Here is a 20,630-nt window from a genome sequence, read left to right on the forward strand (position 1 = left end):
TATCGTATTAGAAGCGGAAATATACATTCAGGTAATAGGTCGTCCCCAGCAGGTAAAAGTACTTCGAATCGAACGGTACGTAGTACTGGATCGGCTGGGCGGCCGCACCCTCCTTGTTCACATAGGTACGGCGCGAAAGGCGCATCTGTTCGTAACCGCCCGTGCGGATCGTCTGGTCGTTGAGGATATTCTTCACCTCGAGGCTGAAGCCCAGCTGGTAGATGCGGTGGATGTACCAGTTCTTGCCGACGCTCAGGTTGAGTGTATAGGCCGAGTCGAATTTCTCCTGCTCGCGCAGGTTCATCAGCGCCGTGTATTTCACGGCGCCGGGAAGCTGTGCCGCCTCGTCGGGGCGCAGTACCGTGGCATAAGCGGCACGGGTACGGCGCGCGGGGTTCATCGAGAGGTAGATACGGTCGTAGTAGTTGAAATCGACCGAGGCGAACCAGTTGCGCGGGCCGCGGTAGCTCAGACCGAGGTTGAGCGCCGTCTGCGGCGTGCTTTCGACGTAGAGGTCGTCCCAGAGCACCTTGTCGCCGCGGAGCACCTCCTCGCTGTTGTCGCGCGTCTGTGTGAAGTTGGCGTCCGACGTATAGCGGTAGTCGCCCAGGCTCAGGGCACCGTTGAACGAGATGCCGCCCCAGATGGGAACCACGACGCCCACTTCGAGGCCGTAGTAACGCTTGTCGATGCCGCTCATGGCGAAGTTGGTGAACGACGACTGCGTATCGTCATAGTACGAGATAACCTTCGACTGGTCGGCGACCGAGGTATAGTAACCCGAAACGCGCGCCGTGATCCACGGCAGATTGAGGTTGTACGACAGGTCGACGCCGAGTACCTTCTCGGAATCGAGGCCCGGCGTAGTCGTATTGCGGGTACGCGCCGAAACGAAAGCGTCGCGGAACTGCGGGGGATTGACCATGTAGGCCACATTGGCGTCGATGGCGTGCGCACCCGAGAAACGGTACGAGAACTCGCCCTTGAGCTTGTAGGTCAGGTAGTCGAGCGTCTTCGATTTGCCGAGCGAGTTGTTCGCGAAGAGGCCCTTGCGCAGCCGGCCGTCGCGCCACATGGCCGTATAGCCGACCTCGCCGCCGAGGCTCATCGTGAAACCGCCGAACGAGGCGTAATACTGCGCCCAGACCTGTGCCTGGCGCAGGTTGGCGTAGTAATCGTAGCTGAACTTATCGCCTTCCCCGACGCGGCGGGCCTCGCCGTGCTTGAGGTAATAATCCAGGTCGTTCTGCGAAAGCAGCGGGTTGTAGTTGCCGTTGTCGCGCAGGGCGAACTTATCCACGTCGAGCCAGTAGTCGGCACCGAGCAGGTCTTTCACCTCGTCGTAGTACTCCGTGCGGTTGACACGCGCCGTCAGGCCTCCGCGCAGCACGGACTGGTTGCGGAACGTATGGGCGATGTTGGCCGCAAAATTGAAATCGCGCTGGTCGGTATGGGCTCCTCGATCATGTAGATGCCCGAAGCCCCGGACTTGTTGCGGTTGTAGTTCATGCGGAACATGTTGTCGTAATCCATCAGGCTCTTGCTGGGGTCGGTGATCCACTCGCGCATCGAACGCAGCGCAAGGTCGTTGTACGTCCCCAGATCCGAACTCTCGATGCCCTCGGACAACTGGAGGATACGGTTCGTGTAGAAGCTGGGCAGGTAACGGTAGTAGTCGGGGCGCGGGTCGGGGCCGTCCGTCCACGTCAGGGCCGAATAGCCGTTCTTGCCGAAGCGGAACGAAGCCGCGGCGGCAAGTTTGGTATTCGACGAAATGTCGAACCCGTAGTTGAGCATCACGATCGGCTCGTGGTAATCGCGCACGCGCGAGTTGCGCAGCTTGCCGTCCTGCTTGCCCACATTGGGGTTGTAATAGTTGTTACTCAACAGGTCGTAGGCTTCCTGCGTCGACGCCTGCTGCGCTCCGCGCTCGGTCGGTGCGCCCAGGATGGTCAGCGCCAGGTTGTGGCGATCGCCGCCGAAACGCTTTTCGACCGATGCGAAGTAACCGTAGGCATTGTAGTACACCCCGTCGACATAGGAGTTGCCGCCCTGGCGGGTCGAGAACGAGAAGGCGTACGACCATCCGTTGTCGAGCAGGCCCGAAGCGTAGGAAACCATCGCGCGGAAGCGGTACATCGAGTTGCCGTTCACGACGCTGGCACGGAAGCCCTTGCGCATCTGCGAAGCGCGCGCATTGACATTGGTCGTACCGCCGATGCCGTCGATGCCGTAGCCCGACGAGCGCAGCCCGGCGGTATTCTCCTGGTTACGCGTGGCGTCGTTCAGGCCGCTCCACAACGACCAGGGGCCATAGCCCGTCATGGCGTCGTTGAACCGGATGCCGTTCAGGTAGATGCTCGAATACTGCGAATCGTAACCGCGCACGTTGAAACGCATCTCGCTGAATTTATACGAGGCAATGTTGTTGAAGACATCCTTCGACGACGAAAGCGACGAAGGCAGCGACTGCCCGTCGGCCGCCGTATCGGAGTCGAACTCCGCGAACACGGCGTCGTCGATGACATACTGCACATCGGGGGACATCACCACCGAATTGAGGTTCTTGACCATCTTGTCGACACGAACCGCCAGGTCGAGGTTCTCGAACTCGGGGGCTTCGAATTTCAACTGGTATTCCCCTTTGGGCAGCTGGTCGATATTGAAATTACCGTGGTTGTCGGTCATGACGGTGACGCCAAGCGGTTCGACGACCACCTTGACATTGCTCAGTGCGACACGGCCGTCACGCGAGACGACCTTGCCTTTGACGCCCCCGTCCTGGGCATACGCCCCGGCACAGGCCAGCGTGAGCAGGATAACAAGTAAAGCTCTGATCTTCATAATTACTTTGTTGGGTTATTTACCGATGTAAATGAATACGGGAAGGTGATCGCTGTATCCCCCCTGGAAATTGTTGCCCACGAACGTACGCAGCGGGTAGCCCTTGTACTGGCCTTCCTGCTGGAACAGATAGGGGACACGGAAAATATTGCCGTAATATTTCCCCTTGGGGGCACGCTCCAGCTTGAGCGAACCCGTCGAGCCGGTAGCGAGATTCTCCGACACGACGATATTGTCGAACAGGTTCCACTGGTCGCGGTAGGCAAGCGAACCGATGCCCGCCTTCAGCATGTCGATAAAGGGATTGTAGTATCCGCCCGGTTGGAGCTTGCGGATGTTGCCTTCGGCGCCGAGCACCTCGGTGATGCTCTTGTCGGTGGCGTCGTCGTTGAAGTCACCCATCATCACGACCTTGGTCGCGGGGTTGATCGCCAGCACCGAGTCGGCGGCATGGCGCATGATCTCGGCGGCGCGCTCGCGCTTGGGTGCCGAAGCCTCCTTGCCGCCCAGGCGCGAAGGCCAGTGGGCCACCATGAAATAGAACGGTTCCCCGTCGATCGTCCCCCACATCGTCACCACGTCGCGCGTGCGGAAATTCGGCAGGCTCTCCATCGTAAACGGGATCGGGGCGCTGCCCTCGAGCTTGAACACGTCGGGACGGTAGTAGAACGCCACGTCCACGCCGCGGGCATCGGGCGAATCGTAGTGCACGATGCGGTAATTGGCCGGGGCGAGTTTGGGCGTAGCGATCACGTCTTCCATGACATTGCGGTTCTCGATCTCCGAAACGCCGATCACCACCGGGTAGTCCTTGTTGATGGCGGCGATGTCGAACAACACGCGCGAAAGGTTATTGATCTTTTTGGTGTACTTGGGCGTATTCCACTTCTTGGGCCCCTCGGGCGTAAACTCCTCGTCGTAAATCTCCGGGTTGCGGATCGTATCGAAGAGGTTTTCGAAGTTGTAGAAAACGACCTTGTAGGGTTTCTGGGCGAAGCAGGCGACGATCAGCGCTGCGAAAAGCCCGGTAAAAAGCAGTTTCTTCATATAGTTCAGATTAATTTATACCCCAGTCCGAGGGATTGTTCTGTGCCTTCACGTCGGCGGCAATGGCCTCGTCGAGCATCGTAAAGAATTTATAACCCGTTTTCTCTTCGATGTCGGCAACGCTCGTGATATATTGTTTTATATTCCCGGTCGTGGTTGAGGAATTTTCAGCCCAATAACCGATTGCCGCCAATTGCGATGCATCGGTAATCTGGTCGATCCGCTTCCCCGTCCTGCCGCTTTTGGTACGTAGCAGCACCTTCCAGCAATACTGTGGAATCGCGACCCGATTCCCCTCTTTATCCGTCGTATATCCCTGTACCCCATAAGTTCCCGTAACATTGTACAAGGTATCGGGATATGAAATATATTTCAGGGTAAGATCTTCCAAATCCCCCCACGACCCGCTATTAAAATCAGGATCCTGAGGCATAATATTGGTCGAATAGAACGTCTGCTCATTCAATAGCGAAGAATAGCTGACATAACGATGGTAGGACATACACTGATGCCCGCGGATAGGCCGCCCATTATATGAACCGCGGCTCAAATCGACCTGAAATTCCTCCGGCACTTCAGGATCGTATTTCCATGCATTAGAACGCTCATATTTTCCAACCCGGTAACAGGAATGGATCGGATAGGCGACCCAGTTGGCGATACGTTTCTTCGTGTCGTAGCAGATCGTAAAGTTACGTGCCGTCACAGTCGAAGAGAGCGGCGCGTAATGTGTTACGTAACGGTAATCAGGGTCTTCGACATAGGCGGGCAATTCCGCCCACGCGTGATCCATCGACGCCGGAACCGAGTAGTCCGCCTGGTCGATCGTCAACGTGAATTCGTGCCCGCCGTCGAAAACGACATCGACCGCGGCACGGCGCGAAGCGCCCGTTTCATTATCGTCCAGGTAGAGGTACACGACATCGTTCGCCGAAACGAGTTTCGCCGATTTGGTCGTGGTATGCGTCCTGCGCGACGTCCAGCACCAACTGCCGCCTTCGGTCACGGTGACGGTGTAAACCGTACCTACGGGCCCCGTCAGTACGAGCCGGGGATCGGTCGCATAACCTTTGGCGTCGAGCGTGGTCGTCTCGGTTTCCATGAACACCGCGGAAATATTCGCCGGGGTGCCGTCGTCGGAGGAACCGCACCGCCCGAAAACCAGCAGGAGCACCCCGAGCACCATAGCCCGCCCGAAAAGTTTCAATAACCCGTTTGTCAAAATCATGTGGGAATTTGCAGATAAAAATGTCAGGTAGAAAATCCGACAATCATCCCCGGCGGAAGCCAATCCGCCGGGGATGGATTATTAAGAAAGCAAATAAGTTATTGCAAATAAGTTACCGTAATACTTTCAATACGAGTTTGAGCCGATCCAGCTGTAAATACAATGTTGTCGGAATTTCCTGTCCATATATTTTCTGAAATTGTTCCCGGATCAGGAGTCATTCCTTCCATTTTATACGACCCATTAAGCTTGAATTCAACCTTCGTAATTGTTGCACCCGATACAGTAAGCGTATTATGTTTATCGGCTGTACCGTAGAATCGAACACAATTTGCATCCCATCGAGGAGCTGTTGTATGGTTGCCTGTTTTAAATACAGCGGAAAGGGCTCCTTCTGAGAAGGGAATCTCATCATGATTCTTGGCATCACCACCAGCAAATGAGATAGTAACAGACTGTTCATTACCTGATGATTTTCCCGACTGCGAAATCGCAACGGTTTTGGTATCCACAGCAGCACCGGCCTTCATCAGTTTGATGGTCAGCGTGGCGGTGATAACCTGCTCCGTCGTGTTTTCCTTGGGCGTCACGGTTACAACCATCCCGTTTACGGAGGTCGTGAACTGCTCCGATTTATCCGTAGCGGCTTCGATCGTGCAGTCGTCGGCATTGGCAGCCGTGACCGTCACGGTCTTGGCATTGTCCGTCGCAGCGAAAGAAAGCGACGTCGGGTCGAGCTTGGTAATCTTCGGTTCAGCGGGTGCATCACCATCCTTTTCGACCGATACGGCAATCGTGCTAAGCATCTTACTCTGGTTGGTCATACCTAACGTATAACCCTTGACAATAACAACCTGTCCATTAAGGGAAGCATCGACAAAACCATCGGCGGGATATGCCAGAGAGCCCTGCAGATCCGTACCTTCGACAGCTATATTATAGTAATACCCGTCTATCGTAAGCGTGCCCGAATATTCGATATATTTAATAACGGGAGTGGCTGCCGCATAGGCATCGAAAGCGGCTCCGTCGAACTTTTCGGGAGTAGGCTGTGTGAAGGAACCGTCAGATACCTTTTCTATTACCAGGTCGGTTTCAGAGAACTGTACCAACTTACTGTAAGTAGTCGTCTTGCCGGTCACCTTGACAGTCTGGCCAATCGTAGCGGAATAATCTACCACAGGCTTATTATCTTTCCATCCAAGATAGACCAGAATCTTCCCGCTATTGTCCTGAATCAGGAAACTACGTCCGTTAATCGCCACGACTTGTCCCTGCGTAGTATAGGTCGCGCCTACCGAACCCGCAATGACTTCAGCAATGGTCTTCGTTTCAGTTACAGGAGGAGTAATATTGTCCAGGTCGACCTCCGTACCACCGATGCCCTCGAAAAGTTTCACGTCGTCGATACGGTGTGCGGATGTAAGATCCGAAGTAAATTTAATGTAAAGTTCCGAAGGCACCTGTTTCAGCGTGAAATTGGCCGTCGCCAAAGCCCAGGTACCGTAGTTAGAGTGCTCGTCGTCCCCGACAGGGCGGTCATAGGTAATTTCCGCCCAGTTTTCACCGTCTTTGCTCAGATATACATGGAACTCCGAAGTCTTGAAGGCATTGTCCTTATCTTCAAAAATACTACGGTATGAACCGAACGTAAGTTGAAGGTTCTTCTGGGTAGATTCAAGTGCGATTTTCTGAATCTCAAAAACACCGCTCGTTCCGAAAAACATATTGTTGACACCGGAAGCGTCGTCCTTGTACTTCGAATGGCTATCGTTCGAAGGCGAATTCGAACGAACACTTATACCGCTCGTTTTATAAGCAACATTGTCGGCACCCGTACCAGTCTGATTCTTCCAGCCCTCGAATGCATCTGCGAAGGGGAACTTACCATCTGCCCCCTTTTGAGCCTGCTCCTTATCGAAATCGTTAGCATAGATAGCATCGCCCGTGGGGGGGGGGTGTAACCCCGCTGCCGTACTGTTTCACGGCTACGGACGACTCGGCCTGGCCCCATTTGCCGAATTCGGGGTGGATAAGCGTGAAGGAGATCTTACCTTCGCGCAGGTTCGTACCGGCGGGCAGCTCGGAAACCGTAACGGAGATCGTTCCGTTGCCTTTGCCGCTCATCGGGGAAATGGTAGCCCAATCCAGGTTACTTGCAGTAACCGTCCATTCGCAGTTCGCCGTGATGGCAACGGTCTGCGTCGTCGCCGTCTCATCGGTGAAATCAAGCGCCGTCGGATCCGCCGTCAACTTCGGCGTCAGCGACTTGTCATCGTCGTCGGAGCATCCCGTAAATGCCGTGGCAGCCACAAGGAAAAATGCACCGAAGACCAACCTAAAAAGATGTTTACTCATAAAAATAGTTTTAATTAGGTGATTATAAACTAATATCCGTTTGCAAAAATAACTTACGATTCTTCCGTTTTTTAAAGGGGAAACTATTACAAAGATAACTTTTATTTCAAAAATACAAAAGGATTTCGGCATATATTTACTGTTAAGGTTCCGTTACATAGCAAAAAAACGTTCCATGCTGCCTCGGAAAGGACAACCCGTGCGGCATACAGCCTCGCCAGCACCCAAATCAAGGCATCGGCGGAGGCTTCCGTCCGGAACCGCCCCCCTGGCGCACCTTCGGCCAGGCAAAAAAAATTCCGCCCCGGAAACCGGGACGGGCGAAGTTTCAAGGCTGGTTGGCGGATTGCATCGGCAGGAGTCATAAACCGGCATCGTTTCCGATGCTGCAAAATTACCCTACGGCTATTTCATCGTTGCGGCAGTCCCGTTACAATCCCGGGAATATGGCATTACACGCACGTTGCAGCAGCCGGCAAAGCCGCTCGACCACACCACCCAGCCACAAAAGCAGCCTGCCCGGACTGTAAACGTCCGGGCAGGCCATGCCGAATAACGGGTTCGGCAACGATTGCAATACGGCGGCGGCCTGCCTCACACAGCGGCCGCGCAGGGATCATACCCTATTCCCACTCAATCGTTGCGGGCGGTTTCGAGGAGATGTCGTAGACGACGCGGTTGACCCCTTTGACTTTATTGATGATGTCGTTCGACACATTGGCAAGGAACTCGTAGGGCAGGTGCACCCAGTCGGCGGTCATGCCGTCGGTCGAGGTCACGGCACGCAGTGCGACGCAGCTCTCGTAGGTTCGCTCGTCGCCCATCACGCCGACGCTCTTCACCGGGAGCAAGATGGCCCCCGCCTGCCACACCTTGTCGTAAAGTCCGGCATCGCGCAGGGCGTCGATGTAGATTTTGTCCACGTCCTGCAGGATTCCGACCTTTTCGGGCGTAATGTCGCCCAGGATACGGATCGCAAGGCCGGGCCCCGGGAAGGGATGGCGCCCGATCAGCTGCTCGGAGATCCCGAGCGAACGGCCTACGCGGCGCACCTCGTCCTTGAAGAGCAGGCGCAGCGGCTCGACGATCCCGAGGTGCATCTTCTCGGGCAGCCCGCCGACGTTGTGGTGCGACTTGATCGTCGCCGAGGGGCCGTTGACCGACACCGACTCGATCACGTCGGGATAGATCGTCCCCTGCGCCAGCCAGCGCACGTCCTCGATCCGGATCGCCTCCTCGTTGAATACCTCGACGAAATCGCGGCCGATGATCTTGCGCTTGGTCTCGGGATCGCTCACGCCAGCCAGGTCACCCAGGAACTTGTCGCCGGCCTTCACGCCCTTGACGTTCAAGCCCATGTTCTTATACGACTCGAGCACGTCCTCGAATTCGTTCTTGCGCAGCAGGCCCGAATCCACGAAGATGCAGTAGAGGTTCTTGCCGATGGCCCTGTGCAGCAGCACGGCGGCCACCGACGAGTCTACGCCGCCCGAAAGCCCGAGCACGACCTTGTCGTCGCCCAGTTTCTCCTGCAACTCGCGCACGGTGGCCTCCACGAAACTCTCCGACGTCCACTCCTGCCTGCAGCCGCAGATACCCACGACGAAATTCTTCAGCAGGTGCGTGCCGTCGGTCGAATGGTAGACCTCGGGGTGGAACTGGATGCCCCACGTCTGCTCGCCCTCGATGCGGAACGCAGCCACGCGCACGTCCTCGGTGCTGGCCACAATCTTATAGTTCGCGGGCACCGACGTGATCGTATCGCCGTGCGACATCCACACCTGCGTGGTCGCAGGCAGGCCGCGCATCAGCGGGTCACCGGCATCGCCCACCGTAAGCACCGCACGGCCGTACTCGCGGCTGGGCGCAGGCTGCACCTCACCGCCGAAGGCCGATGCGAGGAACTGCGCGCCGTAGCAGACACCCAGCAGGGGCAGTTTACCCTTGATGGCCGAAAGGTCGGGGGCAGGGGCATGCTCGTCCCTCACGGAGAAGGGACTGCCCGAGAGAATCACACCCCGCACCGAAGCATCCGGCACCGGAATTTTGTTGAAGGGGTGGATCTCGCAATAGACATTCAGTTCGCGTACGCGCCGCGCGATGAGCTGCGTATACTGCGACCCGAAGTCGAGAATCAGGATTTTTTCCATAATATAATGTAAGTCCGACGAATCGGGGTTCATCAATTTCGGAAGATTTACAAGCCATGAAACTCGCCGGACTCACTCTACGGCGTCTCCGACGCCGGTTTCAGGCCTAAAATTCCTCCGGGCCTTCTCGTTGCCAAGGAAGACCTCGAATCCTTATTATTTTCTTTTTACCGGACGGTTGTAACTTCCCGCAAGGCGCATCTCCGCGGTGAAAGCCTCGTTCCCGACTTCGCGGATGCGTGCTATGCAACCGCGACGGTCTGAGCGAAAAACGACCTGGAAAACCCCGGCGATGAAATTATTGAACTTTCCGCAGGCATCCAGCGGCACCAGCGTGCATTCGGCGCAACTCTGCCAGCCGTTCTCCCGGCAGCAGAAACGAACCTTGCACCACACGGCCTTTTCGTTATCGCGGCACCCCGGACAACTCCCTTTCCGGAATTTCCGGCATGAACCGCAAAAAAGCCCGCAGGCCGCAATCCCGGGATCGGAACTATTCACCGCGGGAATAATTGGGCGTTTCACTCGTGATGGTCACGTCGTGCGGGTGGTTCTCCGTAACGCCGTTCGAGGTGATGCGGATGAACTGCGCACGCTGCAAAGCCGCGATGTCCCTGGCACCGCAATAACCCATGCCCGAACGGATGCCGCCGATAAGCTGGAAGACAGCCTCGCTCAACGTGCCCTTGAAGGGTACGCGCGCCACGATCCCTTCGGGAACGAGCTTGTTGATATTGCCTTCGCAGCCCTTCTGGAAATAGCGGTCGGCGGAACCCGCCTTCATGGCGTCGATCGAGCCCATGCCGCGGTAGGTCTTGAACTTACGGCCGTTGTAGATGATCGTCTCGCCGGGAGACTCCTCCGTGCCGGCGAACATCGAGCCGATCATCACGCAGTCGCCGCCCGCAGCCAGCGCCTTGACGATGTCGCCCGAATAACGCAGGCCGCCGTCGGCGATAACCGGAACGCCCGTATCTTTGGCGGCCGACGCCGCGGCATAGATGGCCGACAACTGGGGAACGCCCACGCCCGCGATCACGCGGGTGGTGCAGATCGAGCCGGGGCCGATGCCGACCTTGATGCCGTCGGCGCCGTTCTCGATCAGGAACCGTGCGGCCCCTGCCGTGGCGATATTTCCGACCACCACGTCGAGCGACGGATAGGCGGCCTTGATCTCCTTGAGCTTATTGACGATATTCATCGAATGCCCGTGCGCGGAGTCGAGCACCACGGCATCCACATCCTCCTCGACGAGCGCCTTCACGCGATCCAGCGCATCGGGCGTGATGCCCACGCCGGCTGCGACGCGCAGACGGCCTTTGGCATCCTTGCAGGCGTTGGGATGATCCTGCACCTTCGTGATATCCTTATAAGTAATAAGCCCCACCAGATGGCCTTCGTCGTCGACCACGGGGAGCTTTTCGATCTTGCAGTTGAGCAGCACCTCCGAAGCGTTGGACAATTCGGAGCTATGCGTGGTGATGAGGCGGTCGCCGGGGGTCATCACCTCCTCGATACGGCGCGACATGTCGCGCTGGAACCGCAGGTCGCGGTTGGTGACGATACCGATCAGCTTCCGATCCGCGTCCACGACCGGGATACCCCCGATCTTGTTCTCTTTCATCAGGTTGAGCGCATCGCCGACCGTATGGTCTTTCGAGATGGTCACCGGGTCGTAAATCATGCCGTTCTCGGCCCGCTTCACCCGGCGCACGTGGGCGGCCTGCTCGGCGATGGACATGTTCTTGTGGATCACGCCGATCCCGCCTTCACGAGCCAGCGCAATAGCCATCGGCGCTTCGGTAACGGTGTCCATGGCAGCGGACACAATGGGGATGTTGAGTTTGATATTTCGCGAGAAACGGGTCTGGACACTGACCTCTCGCGGCAACACTTCCGAATAGGCGGGTACAAGCAGCACATCGTCGAACGTAAGTCCTTCGGGCTGAACCCTTTCATTGATAAAAGACATAATGAACGTGGATTTTTGTTGCTCGCAAATGTAGTGATAATTTTCGAAACGGCCTAATATCCGGGGCAACGCGACGATTTTTTTATCAACAATTTATCAAAGCCGCCGGGTGCGGGCAAAATCCGGAGCCCCCGGGACAACGCCCGGCAAGCCCCGCGACGGGTAAATACACACGCCAGCGCCCCGGACAGGAAACCCCTCCGACACCCCGTCCCGGGAAGCCGCCAGCGCAGTCCCGTACAAGCCGGAGGGGACGCTCCGCGCCCGGAATCCCTGGACAGCAATCGGGGGCATCCTCCCGCCGCCGACTTCCCGGACAGGAAAAATCCCCGGCCTCAGGGTCGGGGATCGAAATTATTCCGTCACGGCGGCCTGCACACCCGGCGGGGTCAATACTGCTCCTGCCCGTTGGGAAAATCGCACGATTTGACGTCCGTGATATACTGCGACACGGCGTCCGACATGACGGTATACAGGTCGGCATAGCGGCGCAGGAAGCGCGGCGAGAAACCCTTGTTGATGCCCAGCATGTCGTGGATCACCAACACCTGCCCGTCGCAACCTCCGCCGGCGCCGATGCCGATGGTCGGCGCGGAGATTTCGGAGGTGACGCGGGCGGCCAGCGCCGCAGGAATCTTTTCGAGCACGATGCCGAAGCACCCCGCATCGCTCAGCAGGTGGGCGTCGCGGACGAGTTTCGCTGCCTCGGCCTCCTCCTTGGCACGCACGCTGTACGTCCCGAACTTATGGATCGACTGCGGCGTCAGCCCCAGGTGCCCCATGACGGGTATTCCGGCCGAAAGGATGCGATTAACCGATTCGAGGATCTCTTCGCCGCCCTCGATCTTCACGGCATCGGCCTCGGTCTCCTTCATGATGCGGATGGCCGAGTCGAGCGCCACCTTCGAATTGCCCTGGTAGGTTCCGAACGGCAGGTCGACGACGACCAGTGCACGGCTAACGGCACGCACGACCGAACGCGCATGGTAAATCATCATATCGAGGGTAATGGGAAGCGTGGTTTCGTAACCGGCCATCACGTTGGCCGCCGAGTCGCCCACGAGGATCACATCGATACCCGCGGCGTCGACGATCCTGGCCATCGAATAATCGTACGAGGTCAGCATGGCGATCTTCTCGCCGCGCTGCTTCATCTCCGTCAGACGGTAGGTGGTCACTGCCCTGACAGTACTTTCTACAGACATAGTTTACTACGAACCCGATGGATTATTCAACATTTCATTCGTTCGCAAGGTTCCGGTATGGAATCCATCGGATTCGTATTACGGCGCAAAAACGCCAATTCCATATCGACAATCCTTCCAAACCTCCCTTTGAAAAGGGAGACTTATCAACACCTGTAAACCGGGGTGATAGCGCAAGCCGGGTGCAAAGCCAAATTTATCTGTTTTGCCGGGGCGCAGCTAAACCGAGGTTCAGCGCGGCAAAGTTAACGCTTCGGCCGGATTTGGCAAAAAAAATCCCACAAAACGACACCGCCCGAAACCGAAACGTTGATCGAATGCTTTGTCCCGGCCTGCGGGATCTCGATCGCACCGTGGCACATGTCCACGGCCTGCTGCCCCACGCCTATCACCTCATTGCCGAACACGAGCGCATATTTCACGCCCGGCTCCGCCCGGAAATCGCCGAGCATCACGGCTCCTTCGACCTGCTCGACGGCATAGACCCGGTAGCCTTCGGCGCGCAGGCGGGCAATGCACTCCTCCGTCGTCTTGTGATAAGTCCACGGCACGGTCAGTTCGGCACCGAGCGCCGTCTTGTGGATGTCGCGGTTGGGCGGCGTCGCGGTGATGCCGCAGAGGGCGATGCGTTCCACGGCGAAAGCATCCCCCGTGCGGAAGAAAGCCCCTACGTTCTGCAACGAACGGACGTTGTCGAGCACCACCGCGACGGGCATTTTCTCCATCGCGGCGAACTCCCCGGCCGAGGGCCGGTTCAGCTCTTCGTTGGTGATTTTACGCATAACGTATGCAAATGAGTGATTTCGGGGTCAAAAGTAGTCAAATAATAAATATTTTACCTATTTTTGGGGTCTCAATTCAAAAGAATTATGTCACTCAAAAAAGTCTTGATGCTATCGTTCGCCGCCCTTGCCGCGGGAGGAAGCCTCAGCGCGCAGAATCTGATCGTCGGCGCCGACTTCGCGACCCGCTTCGACAACCGGGAATACGCCAACAACGATTTCAACGAATCGCAGACGCTCTTCAGCGCCCGCTTCACACCCCGCATCGGCGTGGAATGGATGGAGAAAAACCGGCTGATCTTCGGCGTAGACCTCCTGCAGAACTTCGGGCAGCACAACGGCGCCCGCGAACCGTTCCTGAGCGACGTGAAACCGCTGATATATTACCAGTTCAACAGCAAGAACGTACAGGCCAACGCCGGTATCTTCGACCGCAAGGAGCTGCTGGGCGATTATTCGAGGGCGTTCTTCAGCGACTCGACGGCGTTCTACCACAACCGCCTGTCGGGTTTCCTCGGGCATTATAAATCCACCGAGCGCGAGAATACCTATGTAGAAATGGCGATCGACTGGGAAGGCATGTATTCCGAGCAGTCGCGCGAAATGTTCCGCATCATCTCGGCGGGACGCTACACGCTCGAGCGGGGCTTCTACTTCGGTTATGCCTTCTCGATGTTCCATTTCGCAGGTTCGAAGCTCAACGAGAACGTCACGGACAACCTGCTGGTAAACCCCTATGCGGGCTGGGGATTCAACGCCTTCTTCGACTTCGACATCAAGGCCGGGTTCCTCTTCGCCCCGCAGCGCGGCCGCAGCGTAGACCACAACTGGAAAAAACCGTGCGGTGCACAGATCGACTTCGTGCTGACCAAGTGGGGCGTGAAACTCGAGAACAACCTCTATCTGGGCGAAAACCTGCAACCCCTGCGCAACATCGCGGTCGGCGAAGACATCCCCATTACCTACGGACAGGACGGACTGTACGCCGGCGAACCGTTCTATGCCACGACGGAGCACATCTACAACCGCACGTGGGTCGGCTACGACCGCCGATTCTTCAAGGGCACGCTGGCCGTCGAGGCGGGCATGGTGTTCCACTACGACGGCACGGGCATGGGCACCCAGCAGGTCGTGAAGCTCTCGGTGGACATCCAGAAGCTGTTCAACATCGGCCCCAAGGCAAAGAAATAAAGCATACAACAAGCGAAACATACACATATGGCAAGCGAAACAAACGAAACACGGGAGAAGTCGCTGAACTTCCTCGAAGAGATCATCGAAGAGTCGATCGCCAAGGGCGAAACGCGCGTCCAGACCCGTTTCCCGCCCGAACCGAACGGCTACCTGCATATCGGACACGCCAAGAGCATCTGCATCAACTTCGGGCTGGCGAAAAAATACGGTGGCAAGTGCAACCTCCGTTTCGACGATACGAACCCCGTCAAGGAGGATGTAGAGTATGTCGATTCGATCAAGCGCGACATCCAGTGGCTCGGGTTCGACTGGGCCGTCGAACGCTATGCGTCGGACTATTTCGACCAGCTCTACGACTGGGCGATCGTACTGATTAAAAAAGGGTTGGCATACGTCGACGACCAGACACAGGAGCAGATCCGCGAAAACCGCGGTACGGTTTCCGTACCGGGCACTCCGTCGCCGTGGCGCGACCGCTCCGTGGAGGAAAACCTCGACCTGTTCGTCCGCATGAAAAACGGCGAATTCCCCGACGGGGCCAAGGTGCTGCGCGCCAAGATCGACATGGCGCACCCCAACATGCTCTTCCGCGACCCGATCATGTACCGCATCATCCATGCCGAGCATCACCGCACGGGCAACAAGTGGTGCATCTACCCGATGTACGACTATGCCCACGGCCAGAGCGACTCGATCGAGCAGATCACCCACTCGATCTGCACGCTCGAATTCGACGTGCACCGTCCTCTCTACGACTGGTTCATCCAGGCGCTGGAGATCTACCCTTCGCACCAGTACGAATTCGCCCGGCTGAACCTCACCTACACGATGATGTCGAAGCGCAAGCTGCTCAAACTCGTGCAGGAAGGCGCCGTGATGGGCTGGGACGACCCCCGCATGCCGACGATCTGCGCTTTGCGCCGCAAGGGCTATACCCCGGCCTCGGTGCGGAACTTCGCCGAGATGGTGGGCGTCGCCAAGCGCGACAACGTGATCGACCTGGGCAAGCTCGAATACTGCGTGCGCGAAGACCTGAACAAGATCGCAGAGCGCCGCATGGCAGTGCTCAACCCGCTGAAGGTGGTCATCACCAACTACGAGGAAGGCAAGACCGAGCTCTTCACGGCGATCAACAACCCCGAGGACGAATCGGCCGGCACGCGGCAGGTGCCCTTCTCGAAGGTCATCTACATCGAGCGCGACGATTTCATGGAGGAGCCTCCCAAAAAGTTCTTCCGCCTGGCACCCGGCGGCGAGGTGCGCCTGCGCTATTCGTACCTGATCAGGTGCGAGGAGGTCATCAAGGATGCCGCGGGCAACATCACCGAGCTGCGCTGCACCTATGACCCGATGTCGGGCAGAGGGTCGTCGAGCGACGGCCGCCGCGTGAAGGGTGTCATCCACTGGGTATCGGCCAAAGATGCCGTGGAGGCCGAAATCCGCCTGTTCAACCCGCTCTTCACGAAGGAGAACCCCGACGACGTGAAGGAAGGACAGACCTGGGAGGACAACCTCAACCCCGAATCCATGGTCAAGGTCACGGGCTACCTGGAGCCGTCGCTGCGCGACATACCCATAGGGCAGGCCGTGCAGTTCGAGCGCGTAGGCTACTTCTGCCCCGACACCGACTCGACACCCGAACACCCCGTGTTCAACCGCACGGTGACGCTCAAGGATTCGTGGGCGAAAATCAACAAGTAGGAAAACACGGAATACTATTTATAAAAACAAGACCTCCCGGCAGAACCGGGAGGTCTTGTTTCAGGTTATTTCACCGGAAGGCAGATCTCCGTCCTGAGCTTTTCCGCCGGGTCACATCATCCGCCCGAAGGTCTTTCGCCCCAAAAGGTAACGCAGGACTACGGAACCGCGGTAAACCTTCCCGGCGACCGTCCCCCTGCACTGCTGCCGAATCTCCTTCCGCTTGCGCGACAGGCTGCCGTGCCAGCGGAGGAAATCGCGCCAGGCGCGGAATACGGCACGGAAATTATCGCCCCGTCCCTGTGCCAGATACGACAATGCCGCCATCAGGTCGAGCACGGGGCGTACGATGGCCACTACGGCACGCTGTACGGGAGAAGCACACTTGTAGAGCATCGCCAGGTTATTGCGATGGTTGTAGAACACCTTGGTCGGGGAATCGGTCGTCAGCGTCCCGCCGCCGAGGTGGTAGACCGTACTCCCGGGCACGACCCGCACGCGGTAACCCGCGAGCTGCATGCGCCAGCAGAGGTCGATCTCCTCCATGTGGGCGAAGAAATCGTCGTCGAAGCCCCCTAATGCGCGGAACACGTCGGCACGGCAGCAAAAAGCCGCTCCGCTGACCCAGAATACGTCGCGGGCATCGTCGTACTGCCCCTCGTCGGCTTCGACCCGCTTGAGGATACGCCCCCGGCAAAAAGGATAGCCCAGGAAGTCGATAAAGCCCCCGGAAGCCCCTGCGTACTCGAATTTCGTACGGTCGAGCCACGAAACCAGCTTGGGCGAAACGACCGCCACGTCGGGCTCACGCTCCAGAACGCCGAGGATCGGCTCCAGCCATCCCCGGGGTGTCTCGACATCGGAATTGAGCAGCAGGTAATAATCCGCCTCGACCTGCGCCAAAGCGCGGTTGTAACCGCCCGCGAAACCGTAATTCCGGTCGAGGCGCACCACAGCGACGGTCGGGAACTTCTCCGCCAGCACCGCCAGCGACCCGTCCGTCGAACCGTTGTCGGCGACGACGACCCCGACCCCGGCGGGAGCCGCGGCCACGACGCTCGGCAGGAAGCGGCGCAGGTGTTCCGCGCCGTTCCAGTTGAGTATGACGATTTTAACGATTGGCATTCGTGCGTTTGTGTTTCCAGCGGCGGTGCGACCACATCCAGAGCTCGGGATGCTCGCGGATCATGGCTTCCAAACGTCTAACGTAGCGTTCCGTGATTTCGTATTCGGCGACCTCCTCCACACCGTCATAGATCGGTTCGAACGACATCTGGTAACGTCCCCGCTGCAAGCGCTCCATCCGGACGAAATAGACCGGCAGGTTACAGCGCAGCGCCAGTTTCTCCCCGCCATCGAAGAAGATCGTATCCTGGTTGAGAAAGCGGAACCAATGGCTGTCGGGGCGGCGCGGCGGGTTCTGGTCGGCGATAAGCCCCATCACGAGGTTCTTGCCCTCGATGCCGCGTTCCCTGTTGCGCAGGTAGAAGCGCAGCGAATCCTTCATCGCCACGGTCATCGAATTCTCGTAGTTGCGCAGGCGCTGGTAAAGGCGTTCCATCACTTTGCTGCGCAACGGGTGGTAAACGGCCACGAGCATCTGCGAGCGTTCGTAAAGCCCCCAGTAGGAGCAATACTCCCAGCAGCCGAAATGGGCCGTCATGGCGATCCAGTCACGGCCGTGCACCTGCGCATAATGTTCCTCGAACCCTTTTACGGTGAGTACCGTACGGCCTTTTTCCTCGCTCATGTGGGCCATATTGACCGTATCGACGAAAATCTCGGCAAGCGTACGGTAAAAACTGCGGCAGACGGCCGCCCGTTCCTGCTCGCTTTTTTCGGGGAACGAGTTCCGCAAATTGGCCTTCACGACCTTCATGCGGTAGCGCAGGCAATAATATATGATGAAAAAGAGCAGGTTTTCAACAATGTAGTACTTGAACCAGTAAGGCATCACGGCAAATACCCGCGCCCCAAGCCACAGGAACTCCAACCATATCTTTTGTATGAAATTCAGCTCTGTACGTTTCATCCGGAAAATCAGCGGTTACGGTTCGACGAAAAGTTTTACATTGGCGACCTTGGTGCGGATTCTCAGCCAGTTCGCGAGCGTCGTCCGGTCGATGGAATCAGATGCGACTTTCGGCGTGACCACACAGACGAGCGTCGTATCGAGCGGTGCGCCCGAAACGTCGAACGTAATGCCCTTCATGAGCGATATGGCCCTGACGTTCGTGGTCATGGCACCCACCTCGCGCGAAATGTCGTCCACCTCGACATTCGTGACGCGGTAGCGTTTCAGCTGCGCAGCCATCTCGCCGATGCGCCTGTTCTTCTCCTCCAGAAGCTCGAGGTAACTTTGTTGCAGTGACGCCACGTCGATCTTGTCCGTGGTGTTTGCCTGGCGGACGACCAGCTCGGCCTTGTCGAGCCCGAAGCTACCCATCTGCGTGCGGGCGTTTTCTATGGTTCCGTCGTCGAGCGGCTCCCCCAGGAGCAGCAGTTCGATCTGCGACGGATGTCCGTGGTGTGCGTAACGCTTATTGCACTCGATCACACGCGTATGGGGAAAATTGAATACCTGCGAGACATATTTGTCGGCCGCCGCCTCGAAAAGCGACACCCTGACCATGTGGAACCCGATGACGACGCTCGGGATGAAGGTCACCAGCGTGATGACCATCATCAGCCGCTTCACGTTGCGCTCGCGCACCTTGTCGATGAACGCCTTTTTCTCGTATTTCAGGAACCGCACCATGGCATAGGTCGCCAGGGCGATGAATACCGAGTTGATGAAAAAGAGGTAGAACGCCCCGAAGAAAAACCGTATCTGCCCCGTGGCAAGGCCGAAGCCCGCGGTACAAAGGGGCGGGATCAGCGCCGTAGCGATCGCCACGCCCGGGATCACGGTCGAAGTGCGATCCTGCCGCGTCTGCGCCACGATACCAGCCAGGCCGCCGAACAATGCGATCAGCACGTCGTAGGTCGTCGGCACGGTACGTGCCAGCAACTCGCTGCTGTTCGACGACAGGGGCGACACCAGGAAATAGGCTGTCGAGGTGACGATCGCCACGACGAACATCAGCGCATAATTGCGCAGCGACTTTTTGAGCAGTTCGAAATCGTTGATACCCAGCGAGAGGCCGATGCCCATGATCGGCCCCATGATGGGCGAGATGAGCATGGCGCCGATAATCACGGCGGCCGAATTGACATTCAGGCCCAGCGACGCGATCATCGTCGCAAAAATCAGCACCCACAGGTTGACCCCGCGGAATACCACCCCTTTGGAGATCGACGCCACGACCTCGTCGCGCTGTGCCTTGTCTTCGTCGAGGCTGAAACGCCCCCGGAGGAATTCACGCATCTCTCCCAGCCATGCCGAGGAAGAACGTTTGATCCGATGCGTATCGTTGTTGTTTTCCATTTTCCAGTCCTTTATTCAGTCTCCTCATCCGGTAATTCCCTCTTCGGTTTGGGTTTCCCGGCCAATACGATCACAAATTCGCCTTTGGGTTCCGTCGTACGAAAATGTTCCAGCACTTCGGCGACAGTGCCCCGCACGGTCTGCTCGAACTTCTTGGTCAGCTCACGCGATACGGACACCCTGCGTTCCGATCCGAAAACTTCGGCGAACTGTTCGAGGCATTTCACCACCCGGTAGGGCGATTCGTAGAATACCATCGTGCGCTCCTCGTCGGCAAGCGACTGCAACTGCTTCGCCCGCCCCTTTTTCTGGGGCAGAAACCCCTCGAAACAAAACCGGTCGCACGGGAATCCGCTCTGCACAAGAGCGGGAACCAGCGCCGTGGCACCGGGGAGCGTCTCGACCTCGATGCCGGCCTCGACACACGTCCTGACCAGCAGAAACCCCGGATCGGAGATCCCGGGCGTCCCGGCGTCCGAGACCAGCGCGGCATTGCGTCCGGCGGCAATCGACCCGGCCACCATCTTGACCGTGGCGTGTTCGTTGAACTTGTGGTGCGAATGGAGTTTTTTCTCGATACCGAGGTGTCTGAGCAGGAACGACGTAGTACGCGTATCCTCGGCGAGGATGAAATCCACCTCGCGCAGCACATTGACCGCCCGCAGCGTGATATCGTCGAGGTTCCCGATCGGGGTAGGTACGATATAGAGCTTGGCCATGGG

At 57.7% G+C, this 20,630-nt stretch carries 17 protein-coding genes; 2 read left to right on the forward strand and 15 right to left on the reverse strand.

Translation table 11 applies throughout. The features are described from left to right. Positions 1-7: 7 nt before the first annotated feature. From B3C38_RS12640 to B3C38_RS12210, 11 genes are all read right to left on the reverse strand, one after another. Positions 8-1,390, reverse strand: a complete 1,383-nt coding sequence (locus B3C38_RS12640; RefSeq protein WP_414630912.1) for a hypothetical protein — start codon at positions 1,388-1,390, stop codon at positions 8-10. Further along, positions 1,372-2,844, reverse strand: coding sequence for a carboxypeptidase-like regulatory domain-containing protein (locus B3C38_RS12645; protein WP_414630913.1), 1,473 nt, complete (start codon positions 2,842-2,844; stop codon positions 1,372-1,374). The genes B3C38_RS12640 and B3C38_RS12645 overlap by 19 nt, the downstream gene beginning before the upstream one ends. Before the next feature lie 15 nt (positions 2,845-2,859). After that, positions 2,860-3,891: a nuclease gene (locus tag B3C38_RS12170; protein ID WP_018696861.1), complete on the reverse strand. Its 1,032-nt coding sequence runs from the start codon at positions 3,889-3,891 to the stop codon at positions 2,860-2,862. Between the two features lie 10 nt (positions 3,892-3,901). Beyond that, the gene (locus tag B3C38_RS12175; RefSeq protein ID WP_286727263.1) at positions 3,902-5,119 is read right to left on the reverse strand and encodes a DNA/RNA non-specific endonuclease; all 1,218 of its coding nucleotides are present in this window, start codon (positions 5,117-5,119) and stop codon (positions 3,902-3,904) included. Between the two features lie 98 nt (positions 5,120-5,217). Then, positions 5,218-6,846: a hypothetical protein gene (locus tag B3C38_RS12180; RefSeq protein ID WP_286727265.1), complete on the reverse strand. Its 1,629-nt coding sequence runs from the start codon at positions 6,844-6,846 to the stop codon at positions 5,218-5,220. 199 nt (positions 6,847-7,045) lie between these two features. Further along, positions 7,046-7,477: a BACON domain-containing protein gene (locus B3C38_RS12185; RefSeq protein WP_278809449.1), complete on the reverse strand. Its 432-nt coding sequence runs from the start codon at positions 7,475-7,477 to the stop codon at positions 7,046-7,048. 623 nt (positions 7,478-8,100) lie between these two features. Continuing rightward, on the reverse strand, positions 8,101-9,630 hold the full coding sequence (gene guaA, locus B3C38_RS12190) for a glutamine-hydrolyzing GMP synthase (protein WP_278809479.1): 1,530 nt from the start codon (positions 9,628-9,630) through the stop codon (positions 8,101-8,103). A 153-nt stretch (positions 9,631-9,783) separates the two neighbouring features. Next, positions 9,784-10,128: a DUF3795 domain-containing protein gene (locus B3C38_RS12195; protein WP_279143645.1), complete on the reverse strand. Its 345-nt coding sequence runs from the start codon at positions 10,126-10,128 to the stop codon at positions 9,784-9,786. Continuing rightward, a complete protein-coding gene (guaB, locus tag B3C38_RS12200; protein WP_022333007.1) occupies positions 10,121-11,599 on the reverse strand; it encodes an IMP dehydrogenase in 1,479 nt (492 codons plus the stop codon). The genes B3C38_RS12195 and guaB overlap by 8 nt, the downstream gene beginning before the upstream one ends. Positions 11,600-11,988: 389 nt before the next feature. Then, positions 11,989-12,804, reverse strand: coding sequence for a 3-methyl-2-oxobutanoate hydroxymethyltransferase (gene panB, locus B3C38_RS12205; RefSeq protein WP_256166324.1), 816 nt, complete (start codon positions 12,802-12,804; stop codon positions 11,989-11,991). 245 nt (positions 12,805-13,049) lie between these two features. Continuing rightward, entirely contained in the window at positions 13,050-13,586 is a 537-nt protein-coding gene (locus tag B3C38_RS12210) for an RNA methyltransferase (protein WP_286727268.1), read from the reverse strand. An 87-nt stretch (positions 13,587-13,673) separates the two neighbouring features. Here B3C38_RS12210 and B3C38_RS12215 point away from each other — a divergent pair, with 87 nt between their 5' ends. Both B3C38_RS12215 and B3C38_RS12220 read left to right on the forward strand, forming a co-directional pair. Then, positions 13,674-14,777, forward strand: coding sequence for a hypothetical protein (locus B3C38_RS12215; protein ID WP_055203244.1), 1,104 nt, complete (start codon positions 13,674-13,676; stop codon positions 14,775-14,777). A 27-nt stretch (positions 14,778-14,804) separates the two neighbouring features. Continuing rightward, positions 14,805-16,481 carry a glutamine--tRNA ligase/YqeY domain fusion protein gene (locus B3C38_RS12220; RefSeq protein WP_055203242.1) on the forward strand — a complete coding sequence of 559 codons (1,677 nt, stop codon included), beginning with the start codon at positions 14,805-14,807 and terminating at the stop codon, positions 16,479-16,481. A 111-nt stretch (positions 16,482-16,592) separates the two neighbouring features. On the opposite strand, the gene B3C38_RS12225 is transcribed toward B3C38_RS12220, so the two are convergent. From B3C38_RS12225 to rsmI, 4 genes are read right to left on the reverse strand one after another with little or no spacing between them, the layout of a single operon-like run. Next, positions 16,593-17,606, reverse strand: coding sequence for a glycosyltransferase family 2 protein (locus B3C38_RS12225; protein WP_237957697.1), 1,014 nt, complete (start codon positions 17,604-17,606; stop codon positions 16,593-16,595). After that, a complete protein-coding gene (locus B3C38_RS12230; RefSeq protein ID WP_022333465.1) occupies positions 17,593-18,513 on the reverse strand; it encodes a lysophospholipid acyltransferase family protein in 921 nt (306 codons plus the stop codon). Before B3C38_RS12230 ends, B3C38_RS12225 begins: the two co-directional genes overlap by 14 nt. 15 nt (positions 18,514-18,528) lie before the next feature. Then, positions 18,529-19,908, reverse strand: coding sequence for a TIGR00341 family protein (locus tag B3C38_RS12235; protein WP_022333464.1), 1,380 nt, complete (start codon positions 19,906-19,908; stop codon positions 18,529-18,531). An 11-nt stretch (positions 19,909-19,919) separates the two neighbouring features. Then, a complete protein-coding gene (gene rsmI / locus B3C38_RS12240; RefSeq protein WP_022333463.1) occupies positions 19,920-20,627 on the reverse strand; it encodes a 16S rRNA (cytidine(1402)-2'-O)-methyltransferase in 708 nt (235 codons plus the stop codon). Positions 20,628-20,630: the final 3 nt, after the last annotated feature.

Source organism: Alistipes sp. UBA1686 (genome assembly GCF_002320215.1).
Taxonomy (GTDB): Bacteria; Bacteroidota; Bacteroidia; order Bacteroidales; family Rikenellaceae; genus Alistipes; species Alistipes onderdonkii.